This is a genomic window from Flavobacterium sp. 140616W15, from assembly GCF_003668995.1.
Taxonomy (GTDB): domain Bacteria; phylum Bacteroidota; class Bacteroidia; order Flavobacteriales; family Flavobacteriaceae; genus Flavobacterium.
The window spans coordinates 3,313,587-3,339,579 of record NZ_CP033068.1 but is presented as its reverse complement, the minus strand read 5'-3'; the positions used below and the strand labels follow the sequence as shown (position 1 = coordinate 3,339,579).

The 25,993-nt window shown below is 34.2% G+C and carries 27 protein-coding genes; 20 read left to right on the top strand and 7 right to left on the bottom strand.

Annotated elements, in window-relative coordinates; all coding sequences use genetic code 11:
• The first annotated feature begins 82 nt into the window (after positions 1-82).
• Positions 83-715 carry a hypothetical protein gene (locus EAG11_RS14615; protein ID WP_242499168.1) on the top strand — a complete coding sequence of 211 codons (633 nt, stop codon included), beginning with the start codon at positions 83-85 and terminating at the stop codon, positions 713-715.
• Between the two features lie 13 nt (positions 716-728).
• Here EAG11_RS14615 and EAG11_RS14610 read toward each other — a convergent pair whose 3' ends face one another.
• Positions 729-2,006 (bottom strand): replication-associated recombination protein A, encoded by a 1,278-nt coding sequence (locus tag EAG11_RS14610; protein WP_129539800.1) that lies wholly within the window; start codon positions 2,004-2,006, stop codon positions 729-731.
• Positions 2,007-2,246: 240 nt separating this feature from the next.
• Here EAG11_RS14610 and EAG11_RS14605 point away from each other — a divergent pair, with 240 nt between their 5' ends.
• Entirely contained in the window at positions 2,247-3,017 is a 771-nt protein-coding gene (locus EAG11_RS14605) for a rhomboid family intramembrane serine protease (protein ID WP_371414593.1), read from the top strand.
• Between the two features lie 96 nt (positions 3,018-3,113).
• Here EAG11_RS14605 and EAG11_RS14600 read toward each other — a convergent pair whose 3' ends face one another.
• The 6 genes from EAG11_RS14600 to EAG11_RS14575 form a co-directional block, all read right to left on the bottom strand.
• Complete coding sequence (locus tag EAG11_RS14600; protein WP_129539798.1) at positions 3,114-4,529, bottom strand: SusD/RagB family nutrient-binding outer membrane lipoprotein; 1,416 nt, start codon at positions 4,527-4,529, stop codon at positions 3,114-3,116.
• A gap of 16 nt (positions 4,530-4,545) precedes the next feature.
• Positions 4,546-7,608, bottom strand: coding sequence for a SusC/RagA family TonB-linked outer membrane protein (locus EAG11_RS14595; protein ID WP_129539797.1), 3,063 nt, complete (start codon positions 7,606-7,608; stop codon positions 4,546-4,548).
• A 1,035-nt stretch (positions 7,609-8,643) separates the two neighbouring features.
• A complete protein-coding gene (gene rlmB, locus EAG11_RS14590) occupies positions 8,644-9,378 on the bottom strand; it encodes a 23S rRNA (guanosine(2251)-2'-O)-methyltransferase RlmB (protein ID WP_129539796.1) in 735 nt (244 codons plus the stop codon).
• Between the two features lie 81 nt (positions 9,379-9,459).
• Positions 9,460-11,049 (bottom strand): SusD/RagB family nutrient-binding outer membrane lipoprotein, encoded by a 1,590-nt coding sequence (locus EAG11_RS14585; RefSeq protein ID WP_129539795.1) that lies wholly within the window; start codon positions 11,047-11,049, stop codon positions 9,460-9,462.
• Between the two features lie 11 nt (positions 11,050-11,060).
• The gene (locus EAG11_RS14580) at positions 11,061-14,192 is read right to left on the bottom strand and encodes a SusC/RagA family TonB-linked outer membrane protein (protein WP_129539794.1); all 3,132 of its coding nucleotides are present in this window, start codon (positions 14,190-14,192) and stop codon (positions 11,061-11,063) included.
• Positions 14,193-14,276: 84 nt separating this feature from the next.
• Positions 14,277-15,956, bottom strand: a complete 1,680-nt coding sequence (locus EAG11_RS14575; protein ID WP_129539793.1) for a hypothetical protein — start codon at positions 15,954-15,956, stop codon at positions 14,277-14,279.
• A gap of 212 nt (positions 15,957-16,168) precedes the next feature.
• Here EAG11_RS14575 and rpsL point away from each other — a divergent pair, with 212 nt between their 5' ends.
• The 18 genes from rpsL (at position 16,169) to rpsN (ending at position 25,984) form a co-directional block, all read left to right on the top strand.
• Complete coding sequence (gene rpsL / locus EAG11_RS14570) at positions 16,169-16,552, top strand: 30S ribosomal protein S12 (protein WP_022828353.1); 384 nt, start codon at positions 16,169-16,171, stop codon at positions 16,550-16,552.
• 22 nt (positions 16,553-16,574) lie between these two features.
• On the top strand, positions 16,575-17,051 hold the full coding sequence (rpsG, locus tag EAG11_RS14565) for a 30S ribosomal protein S7 (RefSeq protein ID WP_007803600.1): 477 nt from the start codon (positions 16,575-16,577) through the stop codon (positions 17,049-17,051).
• 10 nt (positions 17,052-17,061) lie between these two features.
• On the top strand, positions 17,062-19,218 hold the full coding sequence (gene fusA / locus EAG11_RS14560) for an elongation factor G (protein ID WP_129539792.1): 2,157 nt from the start codon (positions 17,062-17,064) through the stop codon (positions 19,216-19,218).
• An 11-nt stretch (positions 19,219-19,229) separates the two neighbouring features.
• Positions 19,230-19,535: a 30S ribosomal protein S10 gene (rpsJ, locus tag EAG11_RS14555; protein WP_011963470.1), complete on the top strand. Its 306-nt coding sequence runs from the start codon at positions 19,230-19,232 to the stop codon at positions 19,533-19,535.
• A gap of 154 nt (positions 19,536-19,689) precedes the next feature.
• Positions 19,690-20,307 carry a 50S ribosomal protein L3 gene (gene rplC, locus EAG11_RS14550; RefSeq protein ID WP_035619642.1) on the top strand — a complete coding sequence of 206 codons (618 nt, stop codon included), beginning with the start codon at positions 19,690-19,692 and terminating at the stop codon, positions 20,305-20,307.
• Entirely contained in the window at positions 20,307-20,936 is a 630-nt protein-coding gene (rplD, locus tag EAG11_RS14545) for a 50S ribosomal protein L4 (RefSeq protein ID WP_035619641.1), read from the top strand. Before rplC ends, rplD begins: the two co-directional genes overlap by 1 nt.
• A gap of 7 nt (positions 20,937-20,943) precedes the next feature.
• Positions 20,944-21,234: a 50S ribosomal protein L23 gene (gene rplW / locus EAG11_RS14540; RefSeq protein WP_129539791.1), complete on the top strand. Its 291-nt coding sequence runs from the start codon at positions 20,944-20,946 to the stop codon at positions 21,232-21,234.
• A 9-nt stretch (positions 21,235-21,243) separates the two neighbouring features.
• The gene (gene rplB, locus EAG11_RS14535; protein ID WP_035619640.1) at positions 21,244-22,068 is read left to right on the top strand and encodes a 50S ribosomal protein L2; all 825 of its coding nucleotides are present in this window, start codon (positions 21,244-21,246) and stop codon (positions 22,066-22,068) included.
• A gap of 7 nt (positions 22,069-22,075) precedes the next feature.
• A complete protein-coding gene (gene rpsS / locus EAG11_RS14530; RefSeq protein WP_008464288.1) occupies positions 22,076-22,354 on the top strand; it encodes a 30S ribosomal protein S19 in 279 nt (92 codons plus the stop codon).
• Between the two features lie 6 nt (positions 22,355-22,360).
• On the top strand, positions 22,361-22,774 hold the full coding sequence (rplV, locus tag EAG11_RS14525; RefSeq protein ID WP_007803631.1) for a 50S ribosomal protein L22: 414 nt from the start codon (positions 22,361-22,363) through the stop codon (positions 22,772-22,774).
• A 5-nt stretch (positions 22,775-22,779) separates the two neighbouring features.
• The gene (gene rpsC, locus EAG11_RS14520; RefSeq protein ID WP_035619639.1) at positions 22,780-23,532 is read left to right on the top strand and encodes a 30S ribosomal protein S3; all 753 of its coding nucleotides are present in this window, start codon (positions 22,780-22,782) and stop codon (positions 23,530-23,532) included.
• Positions 23,533-23,551: 19 nt separating this feature from the next.
• Positions 23,552-23,977 (top strand): 50S ribosomal protein L16, encoded by a 426-nt coding sequence (rplP, locus tag EAG11_RS14515; protein WP_039111738.1) that lies wholly within the window; start codon positions 23,552-23,554, stop codon positions 23,975-23,977.
• Between the two features lie 13 nt (positions 23,978-23,990).
• The gene (gene rpmC, locus EAG11_RS14510) at positions 23,991-24,182 is read left to right on the top strand and encodes a 50S ribosomal protein L29 (RefSeq protein WP_007803639.1); all 192 of its coding nucleotides are present in this window, start codon (positions 23,991-23,993) and stop codon (positions 24,180-24,182) included.
• Positions 24,183-24,199: 17 nt separating this feature from the next.
• Positions 24,200-24,460, top strand: coding sequence for a 30S ribosomal protein S17 (gene rpsQ, locus EAG11_RS14505; protein ID WP_129539790.1), 261 nt, complete (start codon positions 24,200-24,202; stop codon positions 24,458-24,460).
• 2 nt (positions 24,461-24,462) lie between these two features.
• Complete coding sequence (rplN, locus tag EAG11_RS14500) at positions 24,463-24,831, top strand: 50S ribosomal protein L14 (RefSeq protein ID WP_007803649.1); 369 nt, start codon at positions 24,463-24,465, stop codon at positions 24,829-24,831.
• A gap of 11 nt (positions 24,832-24,842) precedes the next feature.
• A complete protein-coding gene (gene rplX, locus EAG11_RS14495) occupies positions 24,843-25,157 on the top strand; it encodes a 50S ribosomal protein L24 (RefSeq protein WP_035619636.1) in 315 nt (104 codons plus the stop codon).
• A 2-nt stretch (positions 25,158-25,159) separates the two neighbouring features.
• Complete coding sequence (gene rplE, locus EAG11_RS14490) at positions 25,160-25,711, top strand: 50S ribosomal protein L5 (protein ID WP_035619635.1); 552 nt, start codon at positions 25,160-25,162, stop codon at positions 25,709-25,711.
• A 3-nt stretch (positions 25,712-25,714) separates the two neighbouring features.
• Positions 25,715-25,984 (top strand): 30S ribosomal protein S14, encoded by a 270-nt coding sequence (gene rpsN, locus EAG11_RS14485; protein ID WP_007803655.1) that lies wholly within the window; start codon positions 25,715-25,717, stop codon positions 25,982-25,984.
• The last annotated feature ends 9 nt before the right edge of the window (positions 25,985-25,993 follow it).

Genomic DNA, 25,993 nt, shown 5'->3' with positions numbered 1-25,993 from the left:
TGCTTTTTTTATCTCAAGCTACGGTTTCTCTCAATCTCTGAACGATTATAAAGCGGTTGTTGTTCCGTTGAAATATGATTTTATGAGAAGTGATAATCAATATAGATTGGCTACTCTTACAAAGTTTAATTTGAAGAAAGCTGGTTTTGATGCATTTTATGCAGATGAAGCTGGTTCAGAAAGTTATAACAGATGTGATTTATTGTATATAAATGTAATTAAAGACAATGCTTTTTTAGTGACAAAACTGTATATTACATTTAAAGATTGTTATGGGAAAATTGTTTTTACATCAGATGTAGGGAGAAGTAAAATAAAAGAATATGACCAAGCATATTCTGAAGCTTTATATCAGGCTTTTATGTCAGTTAATGCTTTAAATTATAAATATAATGGCAAATCCTCAACAAATTCAAATAATCAACTGCCAGTTTCAGTGGCTCCTTTAGTTGTTGCTTCTACTACAGTTGCTAAGACTATTGTGAATAACGATGATCCTAATTTGTTGTATGCGCAACCTACAGAAACAGGATATCAGTTAATTGATAAAACTCCAAAAGTTGTTATGAAGTTAATGAAAACTTCTCGTCCAGATTCATTTATAGCTATAAAAGGAGATATTCAAGGATCTTTAAATGTTAAAGACAACGAATGGTACTTTGAGTACTATCAAAACGACAAATTAGTTTCAGAAAAAGTAGTCGTTAAATTCTAAAACAAAAACGGATTTAGTATCCGTATTTGTCTTTCCAGCGATTTCTCAAAAATTCCCGGTTGCTATTCTCTCTAGAATTGTTGCCGGGATTATATAATACAGTTTCAGATACTGCATCGGGCAAAAACTCCTGCTCGGCAAAGTTATTTGCATAATCATGCGAATATTTATAATCATCTCCATAACCCAGTTCTTTCATTAATTTTGTAGGGGCATTGCGCAAATGTATAGGAACAGGTAAATCTCCAGTTTGTTTTACAAGTTGTTGCGCATTACCGATAGCCAGATAAGAAGCGTTACTTTTAGGCGAAGTTGCGAGATAAATTGCGCATTGGCTTAGTATTATTCTGCTTTCAGGATAACCAATAGTGGTAACAGCCTGAAAAGTATTATTAGCCATAATAAATGCTGTAGGGTTTGCATTTCCAATATCTTCACTAGATAGAATTAGCATTCTTCTAGCAATAAATTTTACATCTTCACCACCTTCAATCATTCTTGCTAACCAATAAACAGCACCGTTAGGGTCGCTTCCACGAATTGATTTTATAAAAGCCGAAACAATATCATAATGTTGTTCACCACTTTTGTCATACAAAACCGTGTTTTGCTGTACCAGTTCAAACACACGATCATTAGTAATAATTATATCATCATTTGGTGATGCATTTATAACTAGTTCAAATATATTTAACAACTTCCTTCCGTCACCTCCAGAAAGTCTCAATAGCGCTTCGGTTTCTTTTAAATCAATTTTTTTAGTAGCTAATATAACATCGGTTTTCATAGCGCGATGTAATAATAATTCTAAATCACTTTTTGTAAAAGCATTCAAAATATAAACTTGGCATCTTGATAATAAGGCAGGAATTACTTCAAAACTCGGATTTTCGGTTGTAGCTCCAATAAGAGTAATCCATCCTTTTTCTACAGCGGCAAGAAGCGAATCTTGTTGCGATTTACTAAAACGATGAATCTCATCAATAAACAAAATAGGATTTTTGGCAGTAAATAAACCCCCACTTTGTTTCGCTTTCTCAATAACATCACGAATATCTTTTACCCCAGAATTAATAGCGCTCAGTATATAAAAAGGACGTTTAGATTCCTGTGCAATAATTTGAGCTAAAGTCGTTTTTCCTGTTCCAGGAGGTCCCCAAAATAACAATGACGGGATGATTCCTTTTACTATTTGTTGCGTTAAAGAACCATTTGGTCCAACCAAATGACTTTGGCTAATATAGTCCTCTAATTTCTGTGGTCGTATGCGTTCTGCTAATGGTGCTTCCATTTTGTAAAATTACTATTTTCAATTTTGATTTGTCATCACATTTAGCTTTTTTTAAGAGCAATTTCCAGCTCTTCACTATATCTTTATTATTGCTAAAGGAGCAACAATAAAGGATGCCGTTTCGATCTGGGCTAAAAAACTGCTTTAGCATTAGATAAGTGTCTGACAAAATAGCATTATATTTATTTTGGATAAATTTTTGACATAAATTTAGCTACTAATCATATATTATAATCAATAGTGGAAAATCCTTTTAAGTTTACCAATTCGGTTGTTATACTACCATTGTTTTCTGTATTGTTGTTATGGATTGTATATTGGTTACAAATACGGTATGATTTCGATTTTTACGAATACGGTATATTCCCTAGAGTATTTTCAGGTTTACAAGGAATCATATTTAGTCCTTTTATCCATGCAGATATAAGTCATCTGTATAATAATTCGATACCATTATTGGTTTTATTGGCAGCGCTTCAATTTTTTTATCCAAAGCAAACAGTTCCCGTAATTCTTTACGGAATATTCTTTTCGGGATTAATTACTTGGATCATTGCAAGACCCAATTATCATATAGGAGCAAGTGGCTTGATATATGTTTTGGTGAGTTTTATTTTTTTCAAAGGCATACAAACTCAATATTACCGATTAGTGGCTTTGTCGTTATCCGTTGTTTTGCTTTATGGAGGGATGATTTGGTATGTTTTTCCAGAAGTAGACACATCAATCTCTTGGGAAGGTCATTTGGCGGGATTGATAACAGGTTTCTTAATATCATTAAAATATAAAACACCCGAATATCGAAAACCTATTTTATACGATTGGCAAGATCCTAATTTCAATCCTGAAGAAGATGCTTTTATGAAACATTTTGATGAACAAGGTAATTTTGTTAATTTACCCGAACCAGAAGAGATTATTGTCGAGAGAGAATCTTTTTTTACCTCTAACTTAAATGTTGTTTATGATTTTGTAGAAGATGACAATGCTACAAAAACAGAAAAGAATTAAAGTAGATGTTTTATTTTTTTAGAAGACAATCATATAAAAAAAATAACCACTCTGTTTATTCAGAGTGGTTATTGTAATACTATTGCTTAAACAGTATTAGTTTTTATCCCACCAAATATGAGATGTAACATTACTAACCACAGTTGCGTTTGGGTTGTATTGTCTTTCATCAGACGGAGTAGGTAGTCTTACAGGTATAGTTTTTGTATTAGAATCTTGATTAGGAACTAACGCAGGAAAACCTGTTCTTCTATAATCATTATATGGCTCCATAGTTAAAAATAGAGCAATATATTTCTGTTGAATAATGTTAGCAATAGTAAAATCAGCAGTTGCAGTTGCTAAAAATCCTGCTGTAGGAGCTGTACCAGTAATCTTAGTCACAGAAGCAGTTACAGCATCTTTCAATGCAGTTTGTACGCCTGATTGTCCTAATATTGCTCTAGCTTCAGCCTCAATAAATTTTGCTTCCGCATAAGTTACAATTCCAATAGGAGAGTCTTTACTAGCAAATGCTGCTCCGATATAAGAAGTTCCAACAGATGATTGATCCTCAGGTGCATTTCCTATATATTCTGGGATAAATATGGTTCCCGGTGGCAAAGGAACTGGAGCTTTGGTTAAGGCTATCATACTTGATAGTCTAGGGTCATTGTTGTTTTTTAGATAATCAACAATATATTTACCCACTTTTAAGTAGTTGTCACGTGTATCTTCAAAAGCATACCATTGGTTAAAACTATTAGATTCACTTGTAAACAAAGTATTTGCATCATCTTCGTTTTTAGTCATACCTGCTAGAGTAATATAATCTAATGCTTTTTGAGCAGCAACATTACCTTCAATAGCAGTCAGTCTTAAAGCATATCTAGCTTTTAATACGTAAGCAACTTTTATCCATTTTTTAGTATCACCTTTAAAAATCATATCGTCCTCCTCAGGTACTTTTTCATTACTAGCTAAGGGTTTTGCTAAGTTTATAATAGCATCATCTAAGATGGTTTGTAATCTGGTGTATATTTCTTGCTGTGTATTGTACTTAGGAGCTTTGTTCCCTTGTTCTGCACGAAATGCTTCATCATAAGGTACATCTCCCCACATATCTGTAGCGTATCCTAGATTTATAGCAGTTAATACCTGACCTATTCCATTGTAATAAGGATAGTCTTTTGCAAAATCTCTATTTAAGATATGTCCATTCATTAAAGTAGTACCATAAATAAGGTTCCACTCATTGTTTACATCTCCTTCGGTTACAATATAACTTGCGATTGGTCCCATTTGCCCAATATTTGTACCCGCCAAATGTTGTGTAAAAATGCCTGTATTTCTCATTAAACCACTTGTATGCGTAGAAAATGTTGAAACTTCCATTGCAGCCATCAATAAAGAAGGGGTACTAACTGAGGGGTTATTAGGATTGTTGTTAAATTCATCTAATTCAGATTGACAACTGTTTAGTAACGTTATGCTAAACGCTGTTAGAATTATACCTTTTATGTATTTTTTCATTTTTATTAGTTTTTAATTAAAAGCTTACGCGTAGACTCATTATGAAAGATTTACTACCAGGATTGTTGAAATAGTCTAATCCATTAATTCTAGATCCAGCACCAGTTAAGCTAGTTTCAGGGTCTACTCCTTTGTAGTTTGTATTTATCCACAAGTTTCTTCCTGTTAGAGATATTTGTGCCGCAGTTACGAATGGGAATTGTTTTACATTCAGATCATAGCTAATTGTTGCATCACGAAGTCTAACCCAGTTTACAGTTTCTACTGCCTCTTCTGCTGCTCCACCACCATCACCAAGATATTTTTGATAATATTGTTGGGCTGTTATTGCTTTGTCATTCGGAGTTCCATCTTCTTTAACACCTTCTATGACATAAGTTCTTTCTCTATCTGCAGAGGCTTCAGAGACACCTATGCTGTGCATTCTAGCTAGTGTACCATTGTAAACTTCTCCTCCGTGTCTAATATCTAATAAAGCAGACAAAGTTACTCTCTTGTAAGAGAAAGTATTTCTGATACCACCAGTCCATTTTGGAGCTGAATTTCCTAAATTCCCTACTTCATCAGCTACGACAGCTAATCCATTGCTTCCAATGATTTTTTGCCCATTTTCATCACGTTTCCATTTCGTTCCGTAAAAACTTCCTAATGGTTGTCCTTTTACAGCATAATATCCAATAGATGCAAAAGCAGTTTCTATTGATATTTCAGGTAAACCACCTGATATATCTGTTACTTCATTTTCGTTTTTAGCCCAGTTTAAATTAACATTCCATTGAAATGGATTGCTTTTTTTAAATATATCGTAGCCAATCTCTACTTCAATACCTTTGTTAACTAATTCAGCCGCATTTTTATATTGTGCTGCAAAGCCAGATGACTGTGGTAATGGTACATCAATTAATAAATCTTTAGATGTTTTATAGTATAAATTCACATCTATCGCTAAACGATTGTTTAAAAATTTAGTACTTAATCCTAAATCGTGACCTAATACTCTTTCTGGTTTTAAATCAGGATTAGATAAACGACCAGCTAAAGCCATTCCATTTATTCCATTGTAAGGAAAACTTAAACCATTTGTGAACCCATCAGTCATGGATGGTTTTGAGTAAAAACTTTTGGTACGATATGCTGCTGGCGCAATACCTACTTCTCCATATCCATAGCTAAATTTTACGAAATTGCCCCAATCAAAGGTATTTGATGCTATCCAAGAAGCCGTTCCTGAAGGAAATACAGCACTTTTTACATTGTCACCATATGTAGATGCCCATTCCTTACGGATTGTACCAGATATGAAAAGTTGATCTTTGATGTCAAAATCTACTTGAGCAAAAAGAGCTCTAGAAATTGTGTTTTCTTCTACGTTAGAAGCGTATAATTGAGTTGCGTTACCCAAATTATATACACCTGGTACAGATAAACCTTTACCTCTTGAAAATATATCTAAATATTGATTAGAACGTAAGTTAAGACCCGCAGTATAGTTGATTTTTATCGATTCTGAGTTTAATGGTATTAAACCTGAAGCTATTAAATCTCCATAGTAATCTTTGTTTGTGATGCTATTGTAAGCAACTTCACCAATCCCACCTAAATCATCACCATTTGATGAAACAGCATAGATTTGTTTACGTGCGTCTGAGTAAGTATCAATACCACCTTTTGCTGTTAATGATAACCATTTTGCATGATTGTACGTTAAGTAGATGTTACCCAAAACACGATTTACATCACTTGTTGCTTGATTTTCATTTACAGTAAAGTAAGGATTGTCATATCCAGAGAAATAGTTGGTGTTATTTCCAAACTCATCCTTGTAGTTTCTTAAGTCATAATTAATAGGAGAACGCATTAAACCTAACATAACTCCAGAAGCATTACTACCGTTTTGGGCTAAAGTAGTAGTTGTGTGCGTGTATTGCATACTAGCACCCGCTTTCCATTTTTCGCTTAATTTTAAGTCTCCTGAAAGTCTAAGAGTATTTCTTTTTAATCCTGTTTCAGGAATCATCCCTGTTTGCGTAACGTTACCATAAGAAGCTCTAAAGGTAGCTTTGTCATCTCCTCCGTATATCGAAATATTATTAGTTTGAGTAATACCTTCTTGAAAGAAATTACGTGGATTGTCGTAAGTAGGAAGACCTAATGATGCAGCCGATGGGCCCCAACTTTGTGGAGTATTTGATGCATATTGAGGAACTCCAGCTTTGTCATAATTACCTTGAACATATTTGTTTTGTCTTGCAGGCAATTGACTTACTTTGTCTATAGCTAACGAATTATTGTAATCAATACCTAGTCCTTTTCCGTTTTTACCTTTCTTAGTAGTGTAAATAATAACACCGTTACCAGCTCTAGCTCCGTATAAAGCAGCTGCAGCAGGTCCTTTAAGAATAGTAACACTTTCGATGTCATCAGGATTAATGTCTAATGCTCTGTTTGAGTTATTGATTCCTGATAAGTTTGCATTAAAAGGGTTGTCACCTGCACTAGTTTGAGTTGTAGAATTATCAATTGGAATACCATCTACTACGATAAGAGGGTCACTTGTACCTGTAATAGTATTTGTTCCTCTAATGATAATTTTACTAGATGCACCAGGAGTTCCACCAGATCCGATGATTTGTACTCCAGCAGCTTTACCAGCTAATGCTTGAAGAACATTTTGCTCACCTGATTTAGTAATTTCATCCGCAGAAACTTTAGATACTGCATACCCAAGTTTTTTCTCTTCTTTTTTAATTCCTAAAGCTGTAACAACTACGCCTTCTAGTTCTACTGAGTCATCTTTTAATTTTACATTAACTGTAGATGACGTTGTAGCTACTTCTTGGGTTTTCATTCCAATGTAGCTAAAAATTAATACCTGATTCGATGAAGCTTTGATAGTGTATTTTCCATCAAAATCAGTTTGTGTTCCCGTTTTTGTTCCTTTTACTAATACACTAACACCTGGTAATGGCATCCCTGTATTGTCAGAAACAGTACCTGAAACAGCTCTTTCTTGTGCAAAAGTTAGTTGCGCAATTAGTGCTAGGAATAGCACTAAGATCCCTTTGAACTTTAATTTCATTCTTTTTAATATTTTTAATTAGAATCACAAAACTCACAATAAATTGTTAATCTACCTAATTGGTAATTTCAATAAACAGCTTTTTTCTAGGAATAAGTTTATATTTCTTACTAAAAATATTTATTAATTGTAAGTTATTACTTGTTTTTTAAAACAGGTAAAGTTAAATTTTTATGTGCTTTTTATTAAATTTGCATTTTTTTAATGAAATGCTTTATTTTTTATGATTAAAAAAAATGATTTTTTGGATTGAATAAAAAGTGATTTTTTTTGAGCTCAATTTTTCATTTAATAGGAATAATTTGTATGTATGACGGGGGCTCACTGCGTTCTTTGCTTTTAATTTCTTAAAATTGGTAGAGTATAGACAGTATTATTGAGTTGAAACACTCTTTTAACTATGTAAATTATGGTTTTAAGTTGAATATAAATGATTGTCATGAAATATTAAATTTTAATCTATGTTTCCACTGTCAAATCCATGTATTATAAGTGTTTTTATTTTGCTTTTTTCGTTAACACTACTTTTTTGAATTTTATATGGATACATCAATTTGTTTTGTAGTCATCTCATTTTTTATGAAGGTTTATTCTTTGCTACGGATTGTTTATTTTTTAGCTTAATTTCCTTATGCGCTTATATTGAACTTAAATTTGTATCTGTTTGGATCGCTTTATGTAGATTTTTATCACCATATTTATTTTAAGGAAATGATGAAACTTGTAATCAATATTAAGTGCTATCTTAGTTTCTTACGAAAAATTTTTATTGTTATTTGAGATATTGATGCTTGGCTTTTTTTGAGAAATAGATGAAGGGGTTTAACGTAACTTTTAGGAATTGTGCGTTTTGTAAACTAAAGAAACTAGCCAGGGTTGTGTTTAATTTGAGATATTATTGACTAGTTTTAATTTTAAAAATTATTATCTGTTGTGTGTATAGCAAAAAAACTATACTCGTAAATATTGATTTTACAAGTATAGTTTTTTGTTAAACGACTAGAAAGCTATATTTACTTTCTAAGATTATGTTATTTAGCTTCTTTGTCTAACAGCTTCATATAAGAAAGCGCCACAAGCAACAGAAACATTCAAAGAGCCAATAGTACCAAACATAGGTAATTTTGCTTTTTCATCAACAATTTTAAGAACAGAAGGGTTAATGCCTCTGTCTTCAGATCCCATGATAATTGCCAAAGGTTCGTTTAGTGATAAATCGTAAATGTTTTTATCTGTTTTTTCAGTTGCGGCAACGGTTTTTATTCCGGATCCTTGAAGGTAAAATACAGCATCTTTAATGTGTTCTACTTTGCATATTGGAACATTAAAAACGGCACCAGCCGATGTTTTAACGGTATCTCCATTTACAGGAGCAGAACCCGCTTTTTGAACAATGATTCCGTTTACTCCAGTACATTCTGCAGTTCTAATAATGGCACCAAAATTTCTAGCATCAGATATTTGATCTAATATCAGGAATAATGGTTTTAACCCAGATTCTAGAGTCGATTCTACTAGATGCTCTATGTCGATAAAACCAATTGGAGATATGGTTGCGACAGCGCCTTGATGGTTATTTGGAGTTAAGCGATTTAGTTTTTCAACAGGTACATAAGAAAAATTAATATTAGCGCGTTTCATCACTTTCATTAAATCTTTCATTAATTCACCAGAAATTTCTTTTTGGATGAATACTTTGTCTACTTCTTTACCAGCTTGGATTGCTTCTATGATAGCTCTAATCCCAAATATTTGATGTTCTTTTTCCATAATGCAAATATATAAAAAAAACCACCAACTTTCGTTGGTGGTTTCTTATTGTAATAGTGTCAAATAACACTTAAAATAATACTAGTTTTTATCCCAGATTAATTTTGAATCTAGTTTGTCACCACCCATGTTTTTAGCAGCTTCGGCATAGTTTGCACTATTTAGAGTAGCTGAGTTAGTAGGGTATGTTAAACGAGTAGGCAAATCTGTTAGTGGTTCTAATGGAACAAAAGTATATTCAACCTTTGAACCCACAGGAACATTTAGTGGATATTTTTGTCCTGGTTTTAATAAAGAAGATGGAAAACCTGTTCTTCTGTATTCAGCCCAAGCTTCTGCTGGTTGCATAAACAAAGCAAGATATTTCTGAGTCAATACATTTTCTTTACTTGGAGCAGCTACAGCAGCTAAGTAAGTATTAATCTTAGCATCATCTACACCCCAACGTTCCATAGACGCTCTAATACCATTTTTGTAATTAGTATCACTCCATCCATTATTTTCAGCAAGTAAAAATTCTACTTCTGCGTACTCCATTATGATTTCAGTATAATCTTTTTTCAATACATTATAACTAAAAACTGAAGTGTTAGCTTTCTGTGTTGAAACTTCATCATTTGCAAGACCATAAGGCATACCTGCGTACTTTGTTAAGTCGTTAGTTTCTGCATAGGCTTGATCTCTAATGTCTAATAAACCAGCAGTAATAGGTGCTGCGTATTTTTGTAATCTTGGATCAACAATTCCAAAAACCCCAATTTTACCTTTTAATAAATCAATAAAAGTGTTTGCAACTCTAAAATCTGATCTGTTTTCTAAATAGAATCCTTTGTAGAAAGGAGCAGGGTTTACGTTGTTGTTCTCATATGTTAAACCAACGCTATCATCATTACTTGCCATTACCCCTGATGCTATTGCTTCTGTGATATGAGCAGCAGCTCCAGGTACAACTCCGTTTACTCTTGTTGCTATACGTAAACGTAAAGAGTTGGCGAATTTTTTAAGTTTCTCAGCGTCTCCGCCAAAAAGATAATCTCCTTTTGTGAAAACTGGCTCGCTCATAACCAACATCGCAACAGATTCTTTTAACTCTTTTAGGATATCTGTGTAGATTTTTAATTGCGAAGCAAATTTTGGTGTTTCAATATTTTTATCTAATTGTAATGCTTGAAAATCTGGATCATTATTTCCGTATGAATAATAAGGAACATCTCCATAAGTATCAGCTAATACTGAAAATGTATAAGCTAACATTACTCTAGCGGCTGCAATTTGATTTTTATTATTACCATAAGCTGCGTTTTTTGGAGCTGTTTCAGGATTTGTATTTGCTTCGATTATTGTTTTGTAATCTCTTGCAACAAAGTACAAATTTTGGAAATAAGCATCTCTTGATGAAATTCTGAATTGGAATCTATCTTCTTCAGTATAAGTTGTCTGAGCAGAATATTGTACCCAAGGCAACGCTAATCTTCCTGATGGGAAAACGCTTCTTGTTTCGTCTAGTAAAGACTTATTTGCGTAATTGAAAATTCCATAAGCAGGTACTTTAACGATCTCTGGTCTGTAGGGATCTTGGTTTAATTCTTCTAAACCGTCACTACAGCTTACGGTAGTTGTCAGTAGGCCAAAAGCCATAACTGATAATAATGATATGAATATTTTTTTCATTTTGTCTTATTTTAGAATTTTAATTCTAGATTCATTCCGTATGTTCTAGTTGATGGTAAAGAACCACCTTCTATTCCTTGAACGTTTCCACTACCGTATGATGCCATTTCTGGATCCATTCCTTTCCAGTCTAGGTTCCATGTAAATAGATTTCTACCAAAGGCTGATAACTTAACTGCTGAGAAAGGACCTGTGTATTTTACTGGGAAACTGTAAGAGAATATAACTTCTCTTAATTTAATGTAGTCAGAACTGAAAACATTAAGTTTATCTATACCAGCAGAATAAGTTTTACCCCATTGAACACCAGTAAGTGATTTTGTGTTTGGGGTTCCGTCTGCTAATACACCTTCTAGAACTACCCCGTTTTCACGTACTCCGTTTGCTGCAGTTTCTTCAAGCATACCAGAGTACATTCCGTACATATGTGATGTTGAGAAGTAGCTTGCACCTTTTTGCATGTCAAATAATGCGCTTAAACTGAAATTTTTGTATTTGAATGAGTTTCTAAGACCCATATTGTAGTCTGGAGTAGTCGAACCAAGTGATTTTTGACCTGATGCTACGTATCTACCATTAGCTCCTATGACTTTGTTTCCTTTGTCATCATAAGTAAAATCTGTTCCGTAAATCTGACCGTATGGTTGACCAACTATTGCGTACAATGAAGCACGGAATGGTGCAATTTGTAATAATAAAGATTGTGCGTCTCCAGATAATTCTAATAGTTTGTTCTCATTTTTAGCAAAGTTCCATGTAACGTCCCATGAGAAATCTTGAGTTCTTACTGGTGTAAGTGTTATAGTTGTTTCAAAACCTTTGTTTTGTAATTTCCCAGCATTTTTATTAGAACTTGAGTAACCAGTACCATCGAAAACTTGTACTGGAGTTATTAAGTTTTCTGTTAGAACATCGTAGTAAGATGCATCTATATTAAGTCTTCTGTTAAATAGGCTTAATTCTAAACCAATTTCTTTAGTAGTCTTTAATTCTGGTATTAAGTATTTGTCGTTCGATCTAGGAGCATTACTGTATCTAGGATCTCCTTGGAAAGGGATATATGTGTCAGCGTAGTTATTTAAACTGTATGCACTTGTCGCATTTCCTGCTTGAGCCCAACCTCCTCTTAATTTACCATAGTTAAGCCATGAAGAGTTTTTCATTAATTCAGAGAAAACAAAACTTCCTGTAAGTGAAGCGTAATTAACATCTTTATATGTTGTACTAAACCAGTCATTTCTGTCTGTTGCTTCTAAAAATAGCATATCATTATATCCGATAGAAACAAAACCATAGACACTGTTTGTTTGGCTATCGGTTCCAGAGTTTTTTGCTAGAGCACTTTCAACACTGTTTGAAAGGCTGTATATGTTAGCTAAATTAAGTCCACCTACGGTTTCGCCACTTAGTAATGAGTATTCAGATACTCTTTTGTTAACCCCAGCAAATGAACTGATGCTGAATTTGCCAAAACGTTTGTCATAATGAATACGAGCTTCGTAGTTAAAATCACTTAAAGTACGTGTAGTTGATTTGAAACTTGATGTAGCTTGAGAACCTACTGCTACTCTTTCGTTAATGTTCAAAGTATACATGTCTCCGTAAACGTTACCTACTAAATACAAATCAGGAGTTATGTTGTAGGTTAGTTTAGCATTACCATACAAACGATTTCTTGTGTCGTCAGAAGTGTTTTCGTTCATGATCCAATATGGATTATCAGAGTACAATGGTGTTCCATCATTCCATGCAGTTCTATTCCAAGATCTTTGGCTTCCGTCTGCTAATTTATATTGTTTCAAATCATTGAAATCAAGTTGTCTTTGTCCCCATTGATAGAATTTTTGAGCCACTGAATTGTCTCCGTATCCTACTTCAGGTCTGTTGAATCCTTTAGTTTGTACAAAAGTCATCATTCCTTCAACTTTAAACTTATCTCCAAGTTTAGAATTTGCATTAATCGAGAAAGTATTTTTCTTAAGTGAAGAATTTGGTGTTATACCTTCAGTCTGTTGGTTACTATAAGAAAGTCTGAAATTACTATCTTGAGTAGATGTCAAGTATGATAAAGAGTTAGTTTTAGTTGTACCTACTCTAAAGAATGAATCTACATCATTTGCTGAAGCTGTCCATGATCTCTCTTTCATGTAATCATTTGCAAATTCTTTGTCAAAAGCATTCCAAGGTAAGTATTTTACGTTTGGATCAAACTTTGGTCCCCAACTTTCATCTACATCATATTCTGCTAGGTTGTAAGTTTTGCCATCAATAACTTGGGTTTTGAAAGTTGACATAGAACCTCCACCATATGATCTTTGTAAATTTGGTCTGATGTTTATAGACTCCATTGTTAGACCTGTGTTGAAAGAGAATTCGCTTTTACCACCTTTTTTCTTTCCAGATTTAGTAGTGTATAAGATAGCACCATTACCTGCTCTACTTCCGTATAATGCAGCAGCTGGTCCACCTTTTAATACAGTTACAGATTCAATGTCGTCTGGGTTAATATCCGCAGAAGCATCTCCGTAATCTCTACCTCCAGCACCTCTTGTGGTGTTGGAATCATTGTAATTTCCATTGTCTAATGGGATTCCATCAACTACGATAAGTGGTTTGTTTTCTCCTGTAACAGATCCAACACCTCTTAAGATAACTCTTGTAGAACCACCCATTGTAGATGGAGCAGTAACTTGAAGACCCGCAATGTTTCCAGATAAAGCAGAAACAGCATTGGTTGTTCCACCTTCACTGATTATTTCACCTTTTACATCTTGAGCAGAGTATCCAAGTGATTTTTTCTCTCTTTTGATCCCTAATGCAGTAGTAATAACAACGCTTTCTAATTCTACTGAATCATCGGCCAGTTTCACATTGATTACTGAAGAACTTGCAGCTATTTCTTGGGTTTTCATCCCAATGTAGCTAAATACCAAAACTTGGCTTGAAGAAGCTTTGATAGAATATTTTCCATCAAAATCGGTTTGTGTTCCGGTTTTAGTTCCTTTGACCAATACACTCACGCCTGGTAATGGCATGCCCGCATTGTCGGAAATAGTCCCTGAAACAACTCTTTCTTGCGCAAAAGTAAGTTGCGCGACTAGTACTAAGAATAGCACTAAGAATCCATTGAACTTTAGTTTCATTTTTAAATATTTTGAATTAGTATCGCAAAACTCTTAATAATTTGTTAACTTTCCTAGTAAATAAAAATATTTTTTTGTTAAACACTAAAATTTAACATTATAACTTATGTTTATGATAGTGTTGTTTAATTGTAAATTTTGCGTCTTAGAGCTTCCGTTTGTCGTGGCGATTTTTAATAATCCATTTGTAGTTTGTATGGTGACTCCAATGCCAATTCCTATTAATTTTTTGATTTCTTTTTGATTAATATTGTTTGTTAAGTCTTGGTATATACCATAATCTGCTATGGAATTGATGTATAGGTTTTGTGAAACTAAGTATCTGTATTCTGTAAGAATTAGACAATTGAAATTCGCTTGTAGGCTGTTTTCTGAAAAACCACGAATTGAATTTATGCCTCCAAATCTTAATAATTCATTGATAATATAGTTGTCGCTTTTTAAGATAAAATTCTGTGAATTTATGTTAATATAATTCTTTTCGTTTAGCTTAAAATTGTAGTTTATGTTAAACGAGCTGTAAAATTGCTTGCTATTTTTTGCAGTTTCAGGCTCGTTATTTGTGTTTCTTTTGCCATAGCCGACTATGTAGTTTATGTGTGCTTTTTCTGGAAATAGATTGTTGTTGTAGTTTGTTTTTTTGTAATTGTAGTTTATTGTGGTGTATGAGTTTTTGTAATCACTGATTGTTGAGTTGTTTGTATTCTGTATGTCGCTTGATTCTGTAGATTGGTAGCCTAAGTATATTTTTGAGTTATAGTTGATGTAGTATCCAAGGTTAATTGCGGTTTTGCTATTCTGAAACGTGCTGTCTTGTTTAAAGATGTTTAGTTGAGCTTTTATTCCTAATGGGGTTTTGAAAATGTATGGGATCTCTAAACTTGTGTTAAAAGTTTTTTGTTGGCTTCCGTCGCTTTTCCAGTATAAGGAAAATTTTTCTCCAGCATGAAGGGTATTGAGTAAGGTGATGTCTAAGTATCCATTAAATGTTACTTTTTTGCTTTCGCTGTTTGTGAAGCCGATATAGCCATCAAAGGTGTTTGCTTTTCTTTTTTCAATATAAGTATAGATTTTGGTGGAATCATTCGTGAAAAGTATTTCTGGGTATTTGGTTTGAGAGACGAATTCGTAATTGTTTATGTCTTGGTAGAGTTGTTTTATGGATTCTTGGTTGAAGGTTTTATTGTTGTATTTTTTGTTAAGTTGTTTTAGGTGGCCTTTAGGAAAAAAATTTGATTGGTTGTTTTGTGTGAAGTTTAATATGATTGAGTTTATTTCTCTTTTCTTCTTGTTTTTGAAATCTAGATTAGCGTAAAGAGTGTTTTTTTTATGTTGGATGTTTGTTAGTTTTAAATTTGTAAAAGAGTAACCTAGCTGCTCAAGTTGGTTTAGTTTTGTGTTTAATAGTGATTCGATTTCTTCGTACGGAATTATGAGGGTATCTTCTTTTATGTTAGGGAATACTGTTTTTAAAATTGTGTTTTCTTTGTCTATATATATATGTATGAAATTTATTTTCTTCCTTAGGCTGAATCTGATGATGTATAAGCTGTCGTTTGTGTGATCGTTTGATGTTATTTTGTTGTCAATATAGCCTTTCGTTGAAAGTTTTTCTGAGAATAATTGTATCTCATCAGTGATGGATTTGACGGTTTTGTGTTTTTTTAAATATGGGATGGAGTCTATGATTTTTTCGTCTAAATTATTTTCTCCAGCTATCTTTAATTCAAAATGTTGTGCGCGACATTGTAAACTTAAAGTCATTATTAGAAAAAAAGTGAAAAGTGTTTTCAAGTTTTAAAAGTGTTTTATTAAAAATAATACAAATATCTAATCTTTGAGATTAAAATCATAAGGTTAAATAATCTTATTGAAAATTAATGCATTAACGTTTGTATAGTGAAAAATATTTTATACATTTGCAACCCCGTAAAAAGCGGGAATTTAATATACATAATAAATTTTTAGTATTAATTATGCCAACAATTCAACAATTAGTAAGAACAGGAAGAACTCAGATGACTAAGAAGAGTAAATCGGTTGCTTTAGATTCTTGTCCTCAAAGAAGAGGGGTTTGTACGCGTGTTTACACTACTACACCAAAAAAACCAAACTCTGCAATGCGTAAAGTAGCGCGTGTACGTTTGACAAATGGTAATGAAGTAAATGCTTACATCCCTGGAGAAGGACACAATTTACAAGAGCACTCGATAGTATTAGTTAGAGGCGGAAGGGTAAAAGATTTACCAGGTGTTAGATATCATATCGTTCGTGGAGCGCTTGACACGTCAGGAGTTGCAGGAAGAACGCAAAGAAGATCTAAGTACGGTGCTAAACGCCCAAAAGAAGCAAAAAAGTAATTTAAACTTTTAAAAAAAAGACATGAGAAAAAGAGCGGCAAAGAAAAGACCACTTTTACCAGATCCGAGGTTTAATGACCAGTTGGTAACGCGTTTTGTGAATAACTTAATGTGGGACGGTAAGAAATCTACAGCTTTTAAAGTATTTTATGATGCAATTGACATCATTGAATCTAAAAAGCAAGATTCAGAAAAATCATCATTAGAAATCTGGAAAGATGCTTTAACTAATGTTATGCCTCACGTAGAAGTACGTAGTCGTAGAGTTGGTGGAGCTACATTCCAAATTCCAATGCAAATCAGACCAGATCGTAAGATTTCTATGGCAATGAAGTGGTTGATACTTTATTCTAGAAGAAGAAATGAAAAATCTATGGCTCAAAGGTTAGCTTCAGAATGTTTAGCTGCGGCTAAAGAAGAAGGGGCGGCTGTTAAGAAGAGAATGGACACTCATAAGATGGCTGAAGCTAATAAAGCATTCTCTCACTTTAGATTTTAATTCATAAGAAATGGCTAGAGATTTAAAATATACAAGAAATATAGGGATTGCTGCGCATATTGATGCTGGTAAAACAACAACTACAGAGCGTATCCTTTTTTATACAGGGAAAACACATAAAATTGGTGAGGTGCATAATGGTGCTTCAACAATGGACTGGATGGAGCAAGAAGCGGAAAGAGGTATTACAATTACTTCTGCAGCTACAACTTGTGAGTGGAGTTTTCCAACAGAGCAAGGTAAGGCTTTGCCAGAATCAAAACCATATCATTTTAATATTATTGATACTCCAGGACACGTTGATTTTACTGTAGAGGTAAATCGTTCTTTACGTGTACTTGATGGGTTGGTTTTCTTGTTTAGTGCTGTTGATGGTGTTGAGCCTCAATCAGAAACTAACTGGAGACTTGCTGATCAATATAGAGTTCCTCGTATGGGATTTGTTAATAAAATGGATAGACAAGGTTCTAACTTTTTGAATGTATGTCAGCAAGTTAGAGATATGTTGAAATCTAATGCAGTTGCAATCACTTTGCCAATCGGTGAAGAGAATGATTTCAAAGGTGTGGTTGATTTGGTTAAGAATCAAGCTATTATTTGGCATGATGAAACTCAAGGAGCTACTTTTGATATCGTGCCTATCCCTGAGGATATGCTTGCAGAGGTAAAAGAATTTAGATCTATACTTATTGAGGCGGTTGCTGACTATGATGAGAATCTTCTTGATAAGTACATGGAAGATGAGAATTCTATTACTGAAGAAGAGATTAATAATGCTTTAAGAGCTGCTACTATAGATATGGCAATCATTCCGATGCTTGCTGGTTCTTCTTTTAAAAATAAAGGAGTTCAGTTTATGTTAGATGCTGTTTGTAAGTATTTGCCGTCTCCTATGGATAAAGAAGGTATTGAGGGTATTCATCCTGATGATGCTGAATTGTTAGAGGAAGATCAAAAGAAGATTATCCGTCGTCCTGATGTAAAGGAGCCATTCGCTGCTTTAGCATTTAAAATTGCTACTGATCCTTATGTTGGTCGTTTAGCTTTTTTCCGTGCTTATTCAGGTCGTTTAGATGCGGGTTCATATATTTTGAATACTCGTTCTGGAAATAAAGAAAGAATTTCTCGTATCTACCAAATGCATGCTAATAAGCAAAATCCTATCGAGTATATCGAGGCTGGAGATATTGGTGCGGCAGTTGGGTTTAAAGATATTAAGACTGGAGATACAATGTGTGATGAAAAACACCCAATTATTCTTGAGTCAATGAAATTCCCTGCTCCAGTAATTGGTATTGCAATTGAGCCTAAAACTAAAGCTGATGTGGATAAAATGGGTATGGCTTTAGCTAAATTAGCTGAGGAAGATCCAACTTTTACAGTTAGAACAGATGAGGCTTCAGGGCAAACAATTATATCAGGTATGGGTGAGCTTCACTTGGATATCTTGATTGATCGTATGAAACGTGAGTTTAAAGTTGAAGTGAACCAAGGTGAGCCTCAAGTTGAATATAAAGAAGCGTTTACTAAAACTGCTACGCATAGAGAAACATATAAGAAACAATCAGGAGGTCGTGGTAAATTCGGAGATATCGTATTTACACTTGGGCCAGCTGATGAAGTTGATGGTAAAGTTCCTGTAGGATTACAGTTTATTAATGCTGTAAAAGGTGGTAACGTTCCTAAGGAATATATTCCATCTGTAGAAAAAGGTTTCCGTGAAGCTATGAAAACTGGTCCTTTAGCAGGATACCAAGTAGATAGTTTAAAAGTGACTTTAACTGATGGATCTTTCCACCCTGTCGATTCAGATGCGCTTTCTTTTGAGCTTGCAGCTAGAATGGGGTATAGAGAAGTAGCTAAAGCTGCGGGAGCAATCATTCTTGAGCCAATCATGAAAATGGAGGTTATTACACCGGAAGAAAACATGGGAGATATCGTAGGTGATATTAACCGTCGTAGAGGTCAGGTTAATGACATGGGTGATAGAAATGGTGCTAAAACTATCAAGGCTGATGTGCCTTTGTCAGAGATGTTTGGATATGTAACAACATTAAGAACGCTTTCATCTGGTAGAGCAACATCTACAATGGAATTTTCACACTACGCTGAAACGCCTTCTAATATTTCAGAAGCAGTTATCAAAAAAGCAAAAGGAAACGCTTAATCTTTAAGAAAATGAGTCAAAAAATCAGAATAAAACTAAAATCTTACGATCACATGTTGGTGGATAAATCTGCTGAAAAGATTGTAAAAACAGTTAAGAGTACCGGTGCTGTTGTAACAGGTCCAATTCCGTTGCCAACACATAAAAAACTTTTCACTGTACTACGTTCTCCGCACGTTAACAAAAAAGCGAGAGAGCAATTTGAAGTAATGTCATATAAGAGATTAATTGATATTTATTCATCTTCATCTAAAACTATTGATGCTTTAATGAAACTTGAATTACCAAGTGGAGTAGAAGTTGAGATCAAAGTTTAAGTAGTTCAAGAGTAAAAAAGGACGCTGTTTTTAAGCGAAAAATATTTTTTTTGGTTTGTGTGTAAATAAGTTATACTTTTGCACCTCTTAAAAAATAGGATTCGGTTAAAAGCTGCGTTCTATATTTATATTTAATAATTAATAATTAATATTTATGTCTGGGTTAATTGGTAGAAAAATCGGCATGACTAGTATTTTTGATGAAAACGGGAAAAATATTCCTTGTACAGTAATCGAGGCTGGTCCATGCGTTGTTACCCAAGTCAGAACCAAAGGTGTTGACGGGTACGAAGCGTTGCAACTTGGTTTCGATGACAAAAACGAGAAACATTCCACAAAAGCGGCTTTAGGTCACTTTAAAAAAGCGGGAACTGTAGCTAAGAAAAAAGTCGTTGAATTCCAAGATTTCGCAACAGAGCAAAAATTAGGAGATCTTATTGATGTTTCTATTTTTTCTGAAGGAGAATTTGTAGATGTACAAGGTGTGTCTAAAGGTAAAGGTTTTCAAGGGGTTGTAAAACGTCACGGTTTTGGTGGTGTTGGTCAAGCAACTCACGGTCAACACAACCGTTTAAGAGCGCCAGGTTCTGTGGGAGCTTCTTCTTATCCATCTAGAGTATTCAAAGGAATGCGTATGGCTGGAAGAATGGGAGGAGACAATGTAAAAGTTCAAAACCTTAGAGTTTTAAAAGTAGTTGCTGAAAAGAACTTACTAGTTATTAAAGGATGTGTTCCTGGTCATAACAACTCTTATGTAATCATTCAGAAGTAATGGAAGTAAAAGTATTAGATTTCAACGGAAAAGATACTGGAAGAAAAGTTCAACTTTCTGATTCAGTATTCGCAATTGAACCAAATAATCACGCTGTATATCTTGATGTTAAACAATATTTAGCAAATCAAAGACAAGGTACTCACAAGGCTAAAGAAAGAGCTGAAGTAGCGGGAAGTACGCGTAAGATTAAAAAGCAAAAAGGAACAGGTACTGCTCGTGCGGGTAGTATTAAAAACCCTTTGTTTAAAGGTGGTGGAACAGTTTTTGGACCAAGACCAAGAAGTTATTCATTTAAATTGAATAAAAACTTGAAGAGATTGGCTAGAAAATCAGCTTTCTCTATTAAAGCAAAAGAAGCAAGTATTGTTGTTTTGGAAGACTTTAATTTTGAAACACCAAACACTAAAAATTTCATTAACGTTTTGAAAGCTTTAGGGTTAGAAAATAAAAAATCTCTATTTGTGTTGGGAGAGTCAAATAAAAATGTATATTTGTCGTCACGCAATTTGAAAGCTTCTAATGTTGTAAGTAGTTATGAATTAAGCACTTACGCTATTCTAAATGCTAATAATTTAGTGTTATTGGAGAGCTCTTTAGAGGTAATTGAAGAAAATTTAAGCAAATAATAGGAATATGAGCATCATAATTAGACCTATAGTAACTGAAAAAGTAACCAAGGAAAGTGAAGTTTTGAATCGCTTCGGTTTTGTTGTTGACAAAAAAGCAAATAAAGTTCAGATTAAGAAAGCTGTTGAAGCTACTTATGGAGTAACTATTTTGAGTGTTAACACAATGAATGTAAGACCGGATAGAACTACAAAATACACAAAAAGTGGTTTGATCAGCGGAAAGACAAATGCAATCAAAAAAGCAATTGTTCAAGTACAAGAAGGAGAAACAATTGATTTTTACAACAATATCTAAGATAGAAAAATGTCAGTAAGAAAATTAAAACCTATTACCCCAGGTCAGCGATTTAGAGTTGTGAATGGTTATGACGCCATTACAACTGATAAGCCGGAACGCTCTTTGATAGCGCCGATAAAAAACTCTGGAGGTAGAAATAGTCAAGGAAAGATGACCATGCGTTATACGGGTGGTGGTCACAAGCAGAGATATCGTATTATTGATTTCAAACGTACAAAAGAAGGAATTCCTGCTACAGTGAAATCGATCGAATATGATCCAAATCGTACTGCATTTATCGCTTTATTAGCTTATGCTGATGGAGAGAAAACGTATGTAATTGCTCAAAACGGATTGAAAGTTGGTCAGAAATTAGTTTCTGGTCCAGAATCTCAACCTGAAATTGGAAATACATTGCCTTTAAGTAGAATTCCTTTAGGAACTGTTATTTCTTGTATCGAATTGAGACCAGGTCAAGGAGCAGTAATTGCTCGTTCAGCTGGAACATTTGCTCAATTGATGGCGAGAGATGGAAAATATGCTACAATTAAAATGCCATCTGGTGAAACAAGATTGATCTTGTTAACTTGTGCAGCTACAATTGGAGCGGTATCTAATTCAGACCACCAATTAGTTGTATCTGGTAAAGCAGGTAGAACAAGATGGTTAGGAAGAAGACCTAGAACAAGACCTGTTGCAATGAACCCTGTTGATCACCCAATGGGTGGTGGAGAAGGACGTTCTTCTGGTGGACATCCACGTTCAAGAAATGGAATACCAGCTAAAGGTTATAGAACTCGTTCTAAGAAAAACCCGAGTAACAAGTATATCGTAGAACGTAGAAAGAAATAATTAAGATATGGCACGTTCATTAAAAAAAGGACCTTTCGTTCATTATAAGTTAGACAAGAAAGTTCAAGAAAACGTAGAAAGTGGTAAAAATGCAGTTGTTAAGACTTGGTCTAGAGCTTCTATGATTACTCCAGATTTCGTTGGACAAACTATCGCAGTTCATAACGGTCGTCAATTTGTACCAGTTTACGTAACAGAAAACATGGTAGGTCACAAATTAGGAGAATTTTCACCAACTAGATCTTTTAGAGGTCATGCTGGAGCAAAAAATAAAGGTAAAAAATAAGAAGCAATGGGAGTTCGTAAAAGAGAAACAGCAGATGCGAGAAAAGAGGCTAATAAGTCTATTGCTTTCGCAAAATTGAATAACTGCCCTACTTCACCTAGAAAAATGCGCTTAGTAGCGGACTTGGTAAGAGGTCAGAAGGTAGAAAGAGCACTTAACATTTTAAGATTTAGTTCTAAAGAAGCTTCAAGAAAATTAGAGAAACTATTATTATCTGCAATCAATAACTGGGAGCAAAAAAATAGTGAAGGTAATTTAGAAGAAGCTGGATTATTTGTTAAGGAGATCAGAGTAGATGGTGGAATGATGTTAAAAAGACTTCGTCCAGCTCCACAAGGTCGTGCACACAGAATAAGAAAACGTTCTAATCACGTTACAATCGTGCTTGGAGCTATCAATAACACACAAAGCAATTCTTAAGCAGCATGGGACAAAAGACAAATCCAATTGGAAATAGACTTGGTATCATCAGAGGGTGGGACTCAAACTGGTATGGTGGAAATGATTACGGTGATAAACTTGCCGAAGATCACAAAATCAGAAAGTATATCCACGCTCGTTTATCAAAAGCTAGTGTATCAAAAGTAATCATCGAGAGAACTTTGAAACTTGTAACCGTTACTATCACTACTGCTAGACCTGGTATTATTATCGGAAAAGGTGGTCAAGAGGTAGACAAGTTAAAAGAAGAACTTAAGAAAATTACAGACAAAGAGGTTCAAATTAACATCTTTGAAATTAAAAGACCTGAATTAGATGCTTATCTTGTGGCGACAAGCATCGCACGTCAAATTGAAAGTCGTATTTCTTACAGACGTGCAATCAAAATGGCTATTGCTGCTTCTATGCGTATGAACGCTGAAGGTATCAAAGTTTTGATTTCAGGACGTTTGAATGGAGCTGAAATGGCACGTTCAGAAGGTTTCAAAGAAGGTAGAATTCCTCTATCAACTTTCAGAGCTGATATTGATTATGCACTTGCAGAAGCTCACACTACTTACGGTAGAATGGGGATCAAAGTGTGGATCATGAAAGGTGAAGTTTATGGAAAGAGAGATCTTTCTCCACTTGCTGGAATGGATAAAAAACAAGCTGGTGGTGGAAAAGGTGGAGATGCTCCTCGTGGCAAATCTAACTTTAATAAAGGTTCAAAACCAGACGCTCGTAAAAGAAAGTAAATTTTTAAACTAAAGAAAAATGTTACAGCCTAAAAGAACAAAATACCGTAAGGTACAAAAAGGTAAAATGAAAGGAAATTCTCAAAGAGGATTTGAACTTTCTAATGGAATGTTTGGTATTAAATCTGTACATGAAGATGGAATGTTCTTAACTTCTCGTCAAATCGAAGCTGCGCGTATTGCTGCAACTCGTTTCATGAAAAGAGAAGGACAATTATGGATCAAAATATTTCCAGACAAACCAATCACTAAGAAACCTCTTGAAGTACGTATGGGTAAAGGTAAAGGTGCAGTAGAATATTGGGCTGCAGTTGTTAAACCCGGAAGAATAATGTTTGAAGTTGGAGGAGTTCCATTGTCAGTTGCAAAAGAGGCTTTACGTCTTGCAGCGCAAAAACTTCCAGTAAAAACTAAGTTCGTTGTTGCTAGAGATTTCGAAGCATAATTTATAATATATTATGAAACAATCAGAAATAAAAGATCTTTCTGCAGCGGAGTTGCAAGAAAAACTTAGTCAAACTAAGAAGATATATGCTGACCTAAAAATGGCCCACGCTATTTCTCCAATTGAGAACCCACTTCAAATTAGAAGTGTAAGAAGAACAGTTGCAAGATTGGCTACAGAGTTAACTAAAAGAGAGTTACAATAATTGTATTCTGCTGAAAGATGGAAGAAAAAAGAAATTTAAGAAAAGAAAGAATTGGTGTTGTTACTTCAAATAAAATGGACAAGTCTATTGTTATTGCTGAAGTAAGAAAAGTAAAACACCCATTATACGGTAAGTTCGTGTTGAAAACAAAGAAATACGTTGCACACGACGAAACAAACGACTGTAACATTGGAGATACTGTAAGAATTAGCGAAACGCGTCCTTTAAGTAAATCAAAATGTTGGAGATTAGTTGAAATCTTAGAAAGAGCTAAATAATTATGGTACAACAAGAATCAAGACTAAAAGTAGCAGATAACACGGGAGCAAAAGAAGTTTTAACTATCCGTGTTTTAGGAGGTACCAAAAGAAGGTATGCCTCTGTTGGTGACAAGATTGTAGTTTCTATCAAAGATGCAACTCCTAACGGAAACGTTAAAAAAGGAGCTGTTTCAACTGCAGTTGTTGTACGTACCAAAAAAGAAGTGAGAAGAGCTGATGGTTCTTATATCCGTTTCGATGATAATGCATGTGTTCTATTGAACGCTGCAGGGGAAATGAGAGGAACTCGTGTTTTTGGTCCGGTAGCAAGAGAACTTCGTGAAAAACAATTCATGAAAATTGTATCATTAGCACCAGAAGTGCTTTAATTCGTTTTAAGATGATAAAGCTAAAAATAAAATCAGGAGATATCGTAAGAGTAATTGCTGGAGACCATAAAGGTTCAGAAGGTAAAGTTTTACGTGTTTACCGTGAGAAAAATAAAGCGATAGTTGAAGGTGTAAACATGGTTTCGAAACATACAAAACCAAGTGCTAAAAACCCTCAAGGTGGTATCGTTAAGAAAGAAGCTTCTATACAAATATCTAACATTTCACTAATTGATCCTAAAACTAAGGAAGCAACTAGAGTTGGTATTAGAGTAGAAGGAGATAAGAAAGTAAGATTTTCAAAAAAATCTAATCAAGTACTATAGTAATGGCATATACACCTAGACTAAAAGAAGAATATAAGAGTAGAGTAATCTCTGCTCTTAAAGAGGAATTCGGATACACAAACGTAATGCAAGTTCCTAAATTGGAAAAAATCGTTTTGAGCCGTGGAGTTGGTGCAGCTGTATCTGATAAAAAACTTATTGACTATGCAGTTGATGAGTTAACAAAGATCACTGGACAGAAAGCAGTATCTACTATTTCAAAGAAAGACGTTGCGTCATTCAAATTGAGAAAAGGGATGCCGATTGGTGCAAAAGTTACTTTACGTGGTGAAAGAATGTATGAGTTTTTAGATAGACTTATTACTTCTGCTTTACCACGTGTAAGAGATTTTAGTGGTATCAAAGCTACTGGTTTTGATGGAAGAGGTAATTACAACCTTGGAGTTTTAGAGCAAATCATTTTCCCAGAAATTGATATTGATAAAGTAAACAAAATTTCAGGAATGGATATTACTTTTGTTACAACTGCTCAAACAGACAAAGAAGCAAAGTCATTATTGGCTGAATTAGGTTTACCTTTTAAAAAGAATTAAGACATGGCTAAAGAATCAATGAAAGCCCGTGAGGTGAAAAGAGAGAAAACGGTAGCTAAGTATGCTGAGAAAAGAAAAGCTTTGAAAGAAGCTGGAGATTTTGAAGGTTTACAAAAATTACCTAAAAATGCTTCACCAGTTCGTTTGCACAACCGTTGTAAATTAACAGGTAGACCAAGAGGTTATATTCGTCAATTTGGTATTTCACGTGTAACTTTCCGTGAGATGGCTAATAATGGATTAATTCCTGGAGTTAAAAAGGCGTCTTGGTAATCTCGCAAT

Bases quoted from the DNA above. Each gene is read 5' to 3' on its own strand.
- EAG11_RS14595 (WP_129539797.1), bottom strand. From the start codon at position 7,608: ATGAAATTAAAGTTCAAAGGGATCTTAGTGCTATTCCTAGCACTAATT.
- rlmB (WP_129539796.1), bottom strand. From the start codon at position 9,378: ATGGAAAAAGAACATCAAATATTTGGGATTAGAGCTATCATAGAAGCA.
- rpsS (WP_008464288.1), top strand. From the start codon at position 22,076: ATGGCACGTTCATTAAAAAAAGGACCTTTCGTTCATTATAAGTTAGAC.
- EAG11_RS14610 (WP_129539800.1), bottom strand. From the start codon at position 2,006: ATGGAAGCACCATTAGCAGAACGCATACGACCACAGAAATTAGAGGAC.
- rplN (WP_007803649.1), top strand. From the start codon at position 24,463: ATGGTACAACAAGAATCAAGACTAAAAGTAGCAGATAACACGGGAGCA.
- rpsJ (WP_011963470.1), top strand. From the start codon at position 19,230: ATGAGTCAAAAAATCAGAATAAAACTAAAATCTTACGATCACATGTTG.
- rplV (WP_007803631.1), top strand. From the start codon at position 22,361: ATGGGAGTTCGTAAAAGAGAAACAGCAGATGCGAGAAAAGAGGCTAAT.
- EAG11_RS14580 (WP_129539794.1), bottom strand. From the start codon at position 14,192: ATGAAACTAAAGTTCAATGGATTCTTAGTGCTATTCTTAGTACTAGTC.
- rplD (WP_035619641.1), top strand. From the start codon at position 20,307: ATGGAAGTAAAAGTATTAGATTTCAACGGAAAAGATACTGGAAGAAAA.
- fusA (WP_129539792.1), top strand. From the start codon at position 17,062: ATGGCTAGAGATTTAAAATATACAAGAAATATAGGGATTGCTGCGCAT.
- EAG11_RS14575 (WP_129539793.1), bottom strand. From the start codon at position 15,956: ATGACTTTAAGTTTACAATGTCGCGCACAACATTTTGAATTAAAGATA.
- rpsN (WP_007803655.1), top strand. From the start codon at position 25,715: ATGGCTAAAGAATCAATGAAAGCCCGTGAGGTGAAAAGAGAGAAAACG.
- rplB (WP_035619640.1), top strand. From the start codon at position 21,244: ATGTCAGTAAGAAAATTAAAACCTATTACCCCAGGTCAGCGATTTAGA.
- rplW (WP_129539791.1), top strand. From the start codon at position 20,944: ATGAGCATCATAATTAGACCTATAGTAACTGAAAAAGTAACCAAGGAA.
- rplE (WP_035619635.1), top strand. From the start codon at position 25,160: ATGGCATATACACCTAGACTAAAAGAAGAATATAAGAGTAGAGTAATC.
- rpmC (WP_007803639.1), top strand. From the start codon at position 23,991: ATGAAACAATCAGAAATAAAAGATCTTTCTGCAGCGGAGTTGCAAGAA.
- rpsL (WP_022828353.1), top strand. From the start codon at position 16,169: ATGCCAACAATTCAACAATTAGTAAGAACAGGAAGAACTCAGATGACT.
- rpsQ (WP_129539790.1), top strand. From the start codon at position 24,200: ATGGAAGAAAAAAGAAATTTAAGAAAAGAAAGAATTGGTGTTGTTACT.
- rplX (WP_035619636.1), top strand. From the start codon at position 24,843: ATGATAAAGCTAAAAATAAAATCAGGAGATATCGTAAGAGTAATTGCT.
- rplC (WP_035619642.1), top strand. From the start codon at position 19,690: ATGTCTGGGTTAATTGGTAGAAAAATCGGCATGACTAGTATTTTTGAT.
- EAG11_RS14585 (WP_129539795.1), bottom strand. From the start codon at position 11,049: ATGAAAAAAATATTCATATCATTATTATCAGTTATGGCTTTTGGCCTA.
- EAG11_RS14615 (WP_242499168.1), top strand. From the start codon at position 83: ATGAGAAGTGATAATCAATATAGATTGGCTACTCTTACAAAGTTTAAT.
- rplP (WP_039111738.1), top strand. From the start codon at position 23,552: ATGTTACAGCCTAAAAGAACAAAATACCGTAAGGTACAAAAAGGTAAA.
- rpsC (WP_035619639.1), top strand. From the start codon at position 22,780: ATGGGACAAAAGACAAATCCAATTGGAAATAGACTTGGTATCATCAGA.
- EAG11_RS14600 (WP_129539798.1), bottom strand. From the start codon at position 4,529: ATGAAAAAATACATAAAAGGTATAATTCTAACAGCGTTTAGCATAACG.
- rpsG (WP_007803600.1), top strand. From the start codon at position 16,575: ATGAGAAAAAGAGCGGCAAAGAAAAGACCACTTTTACCAGATCCGAGG.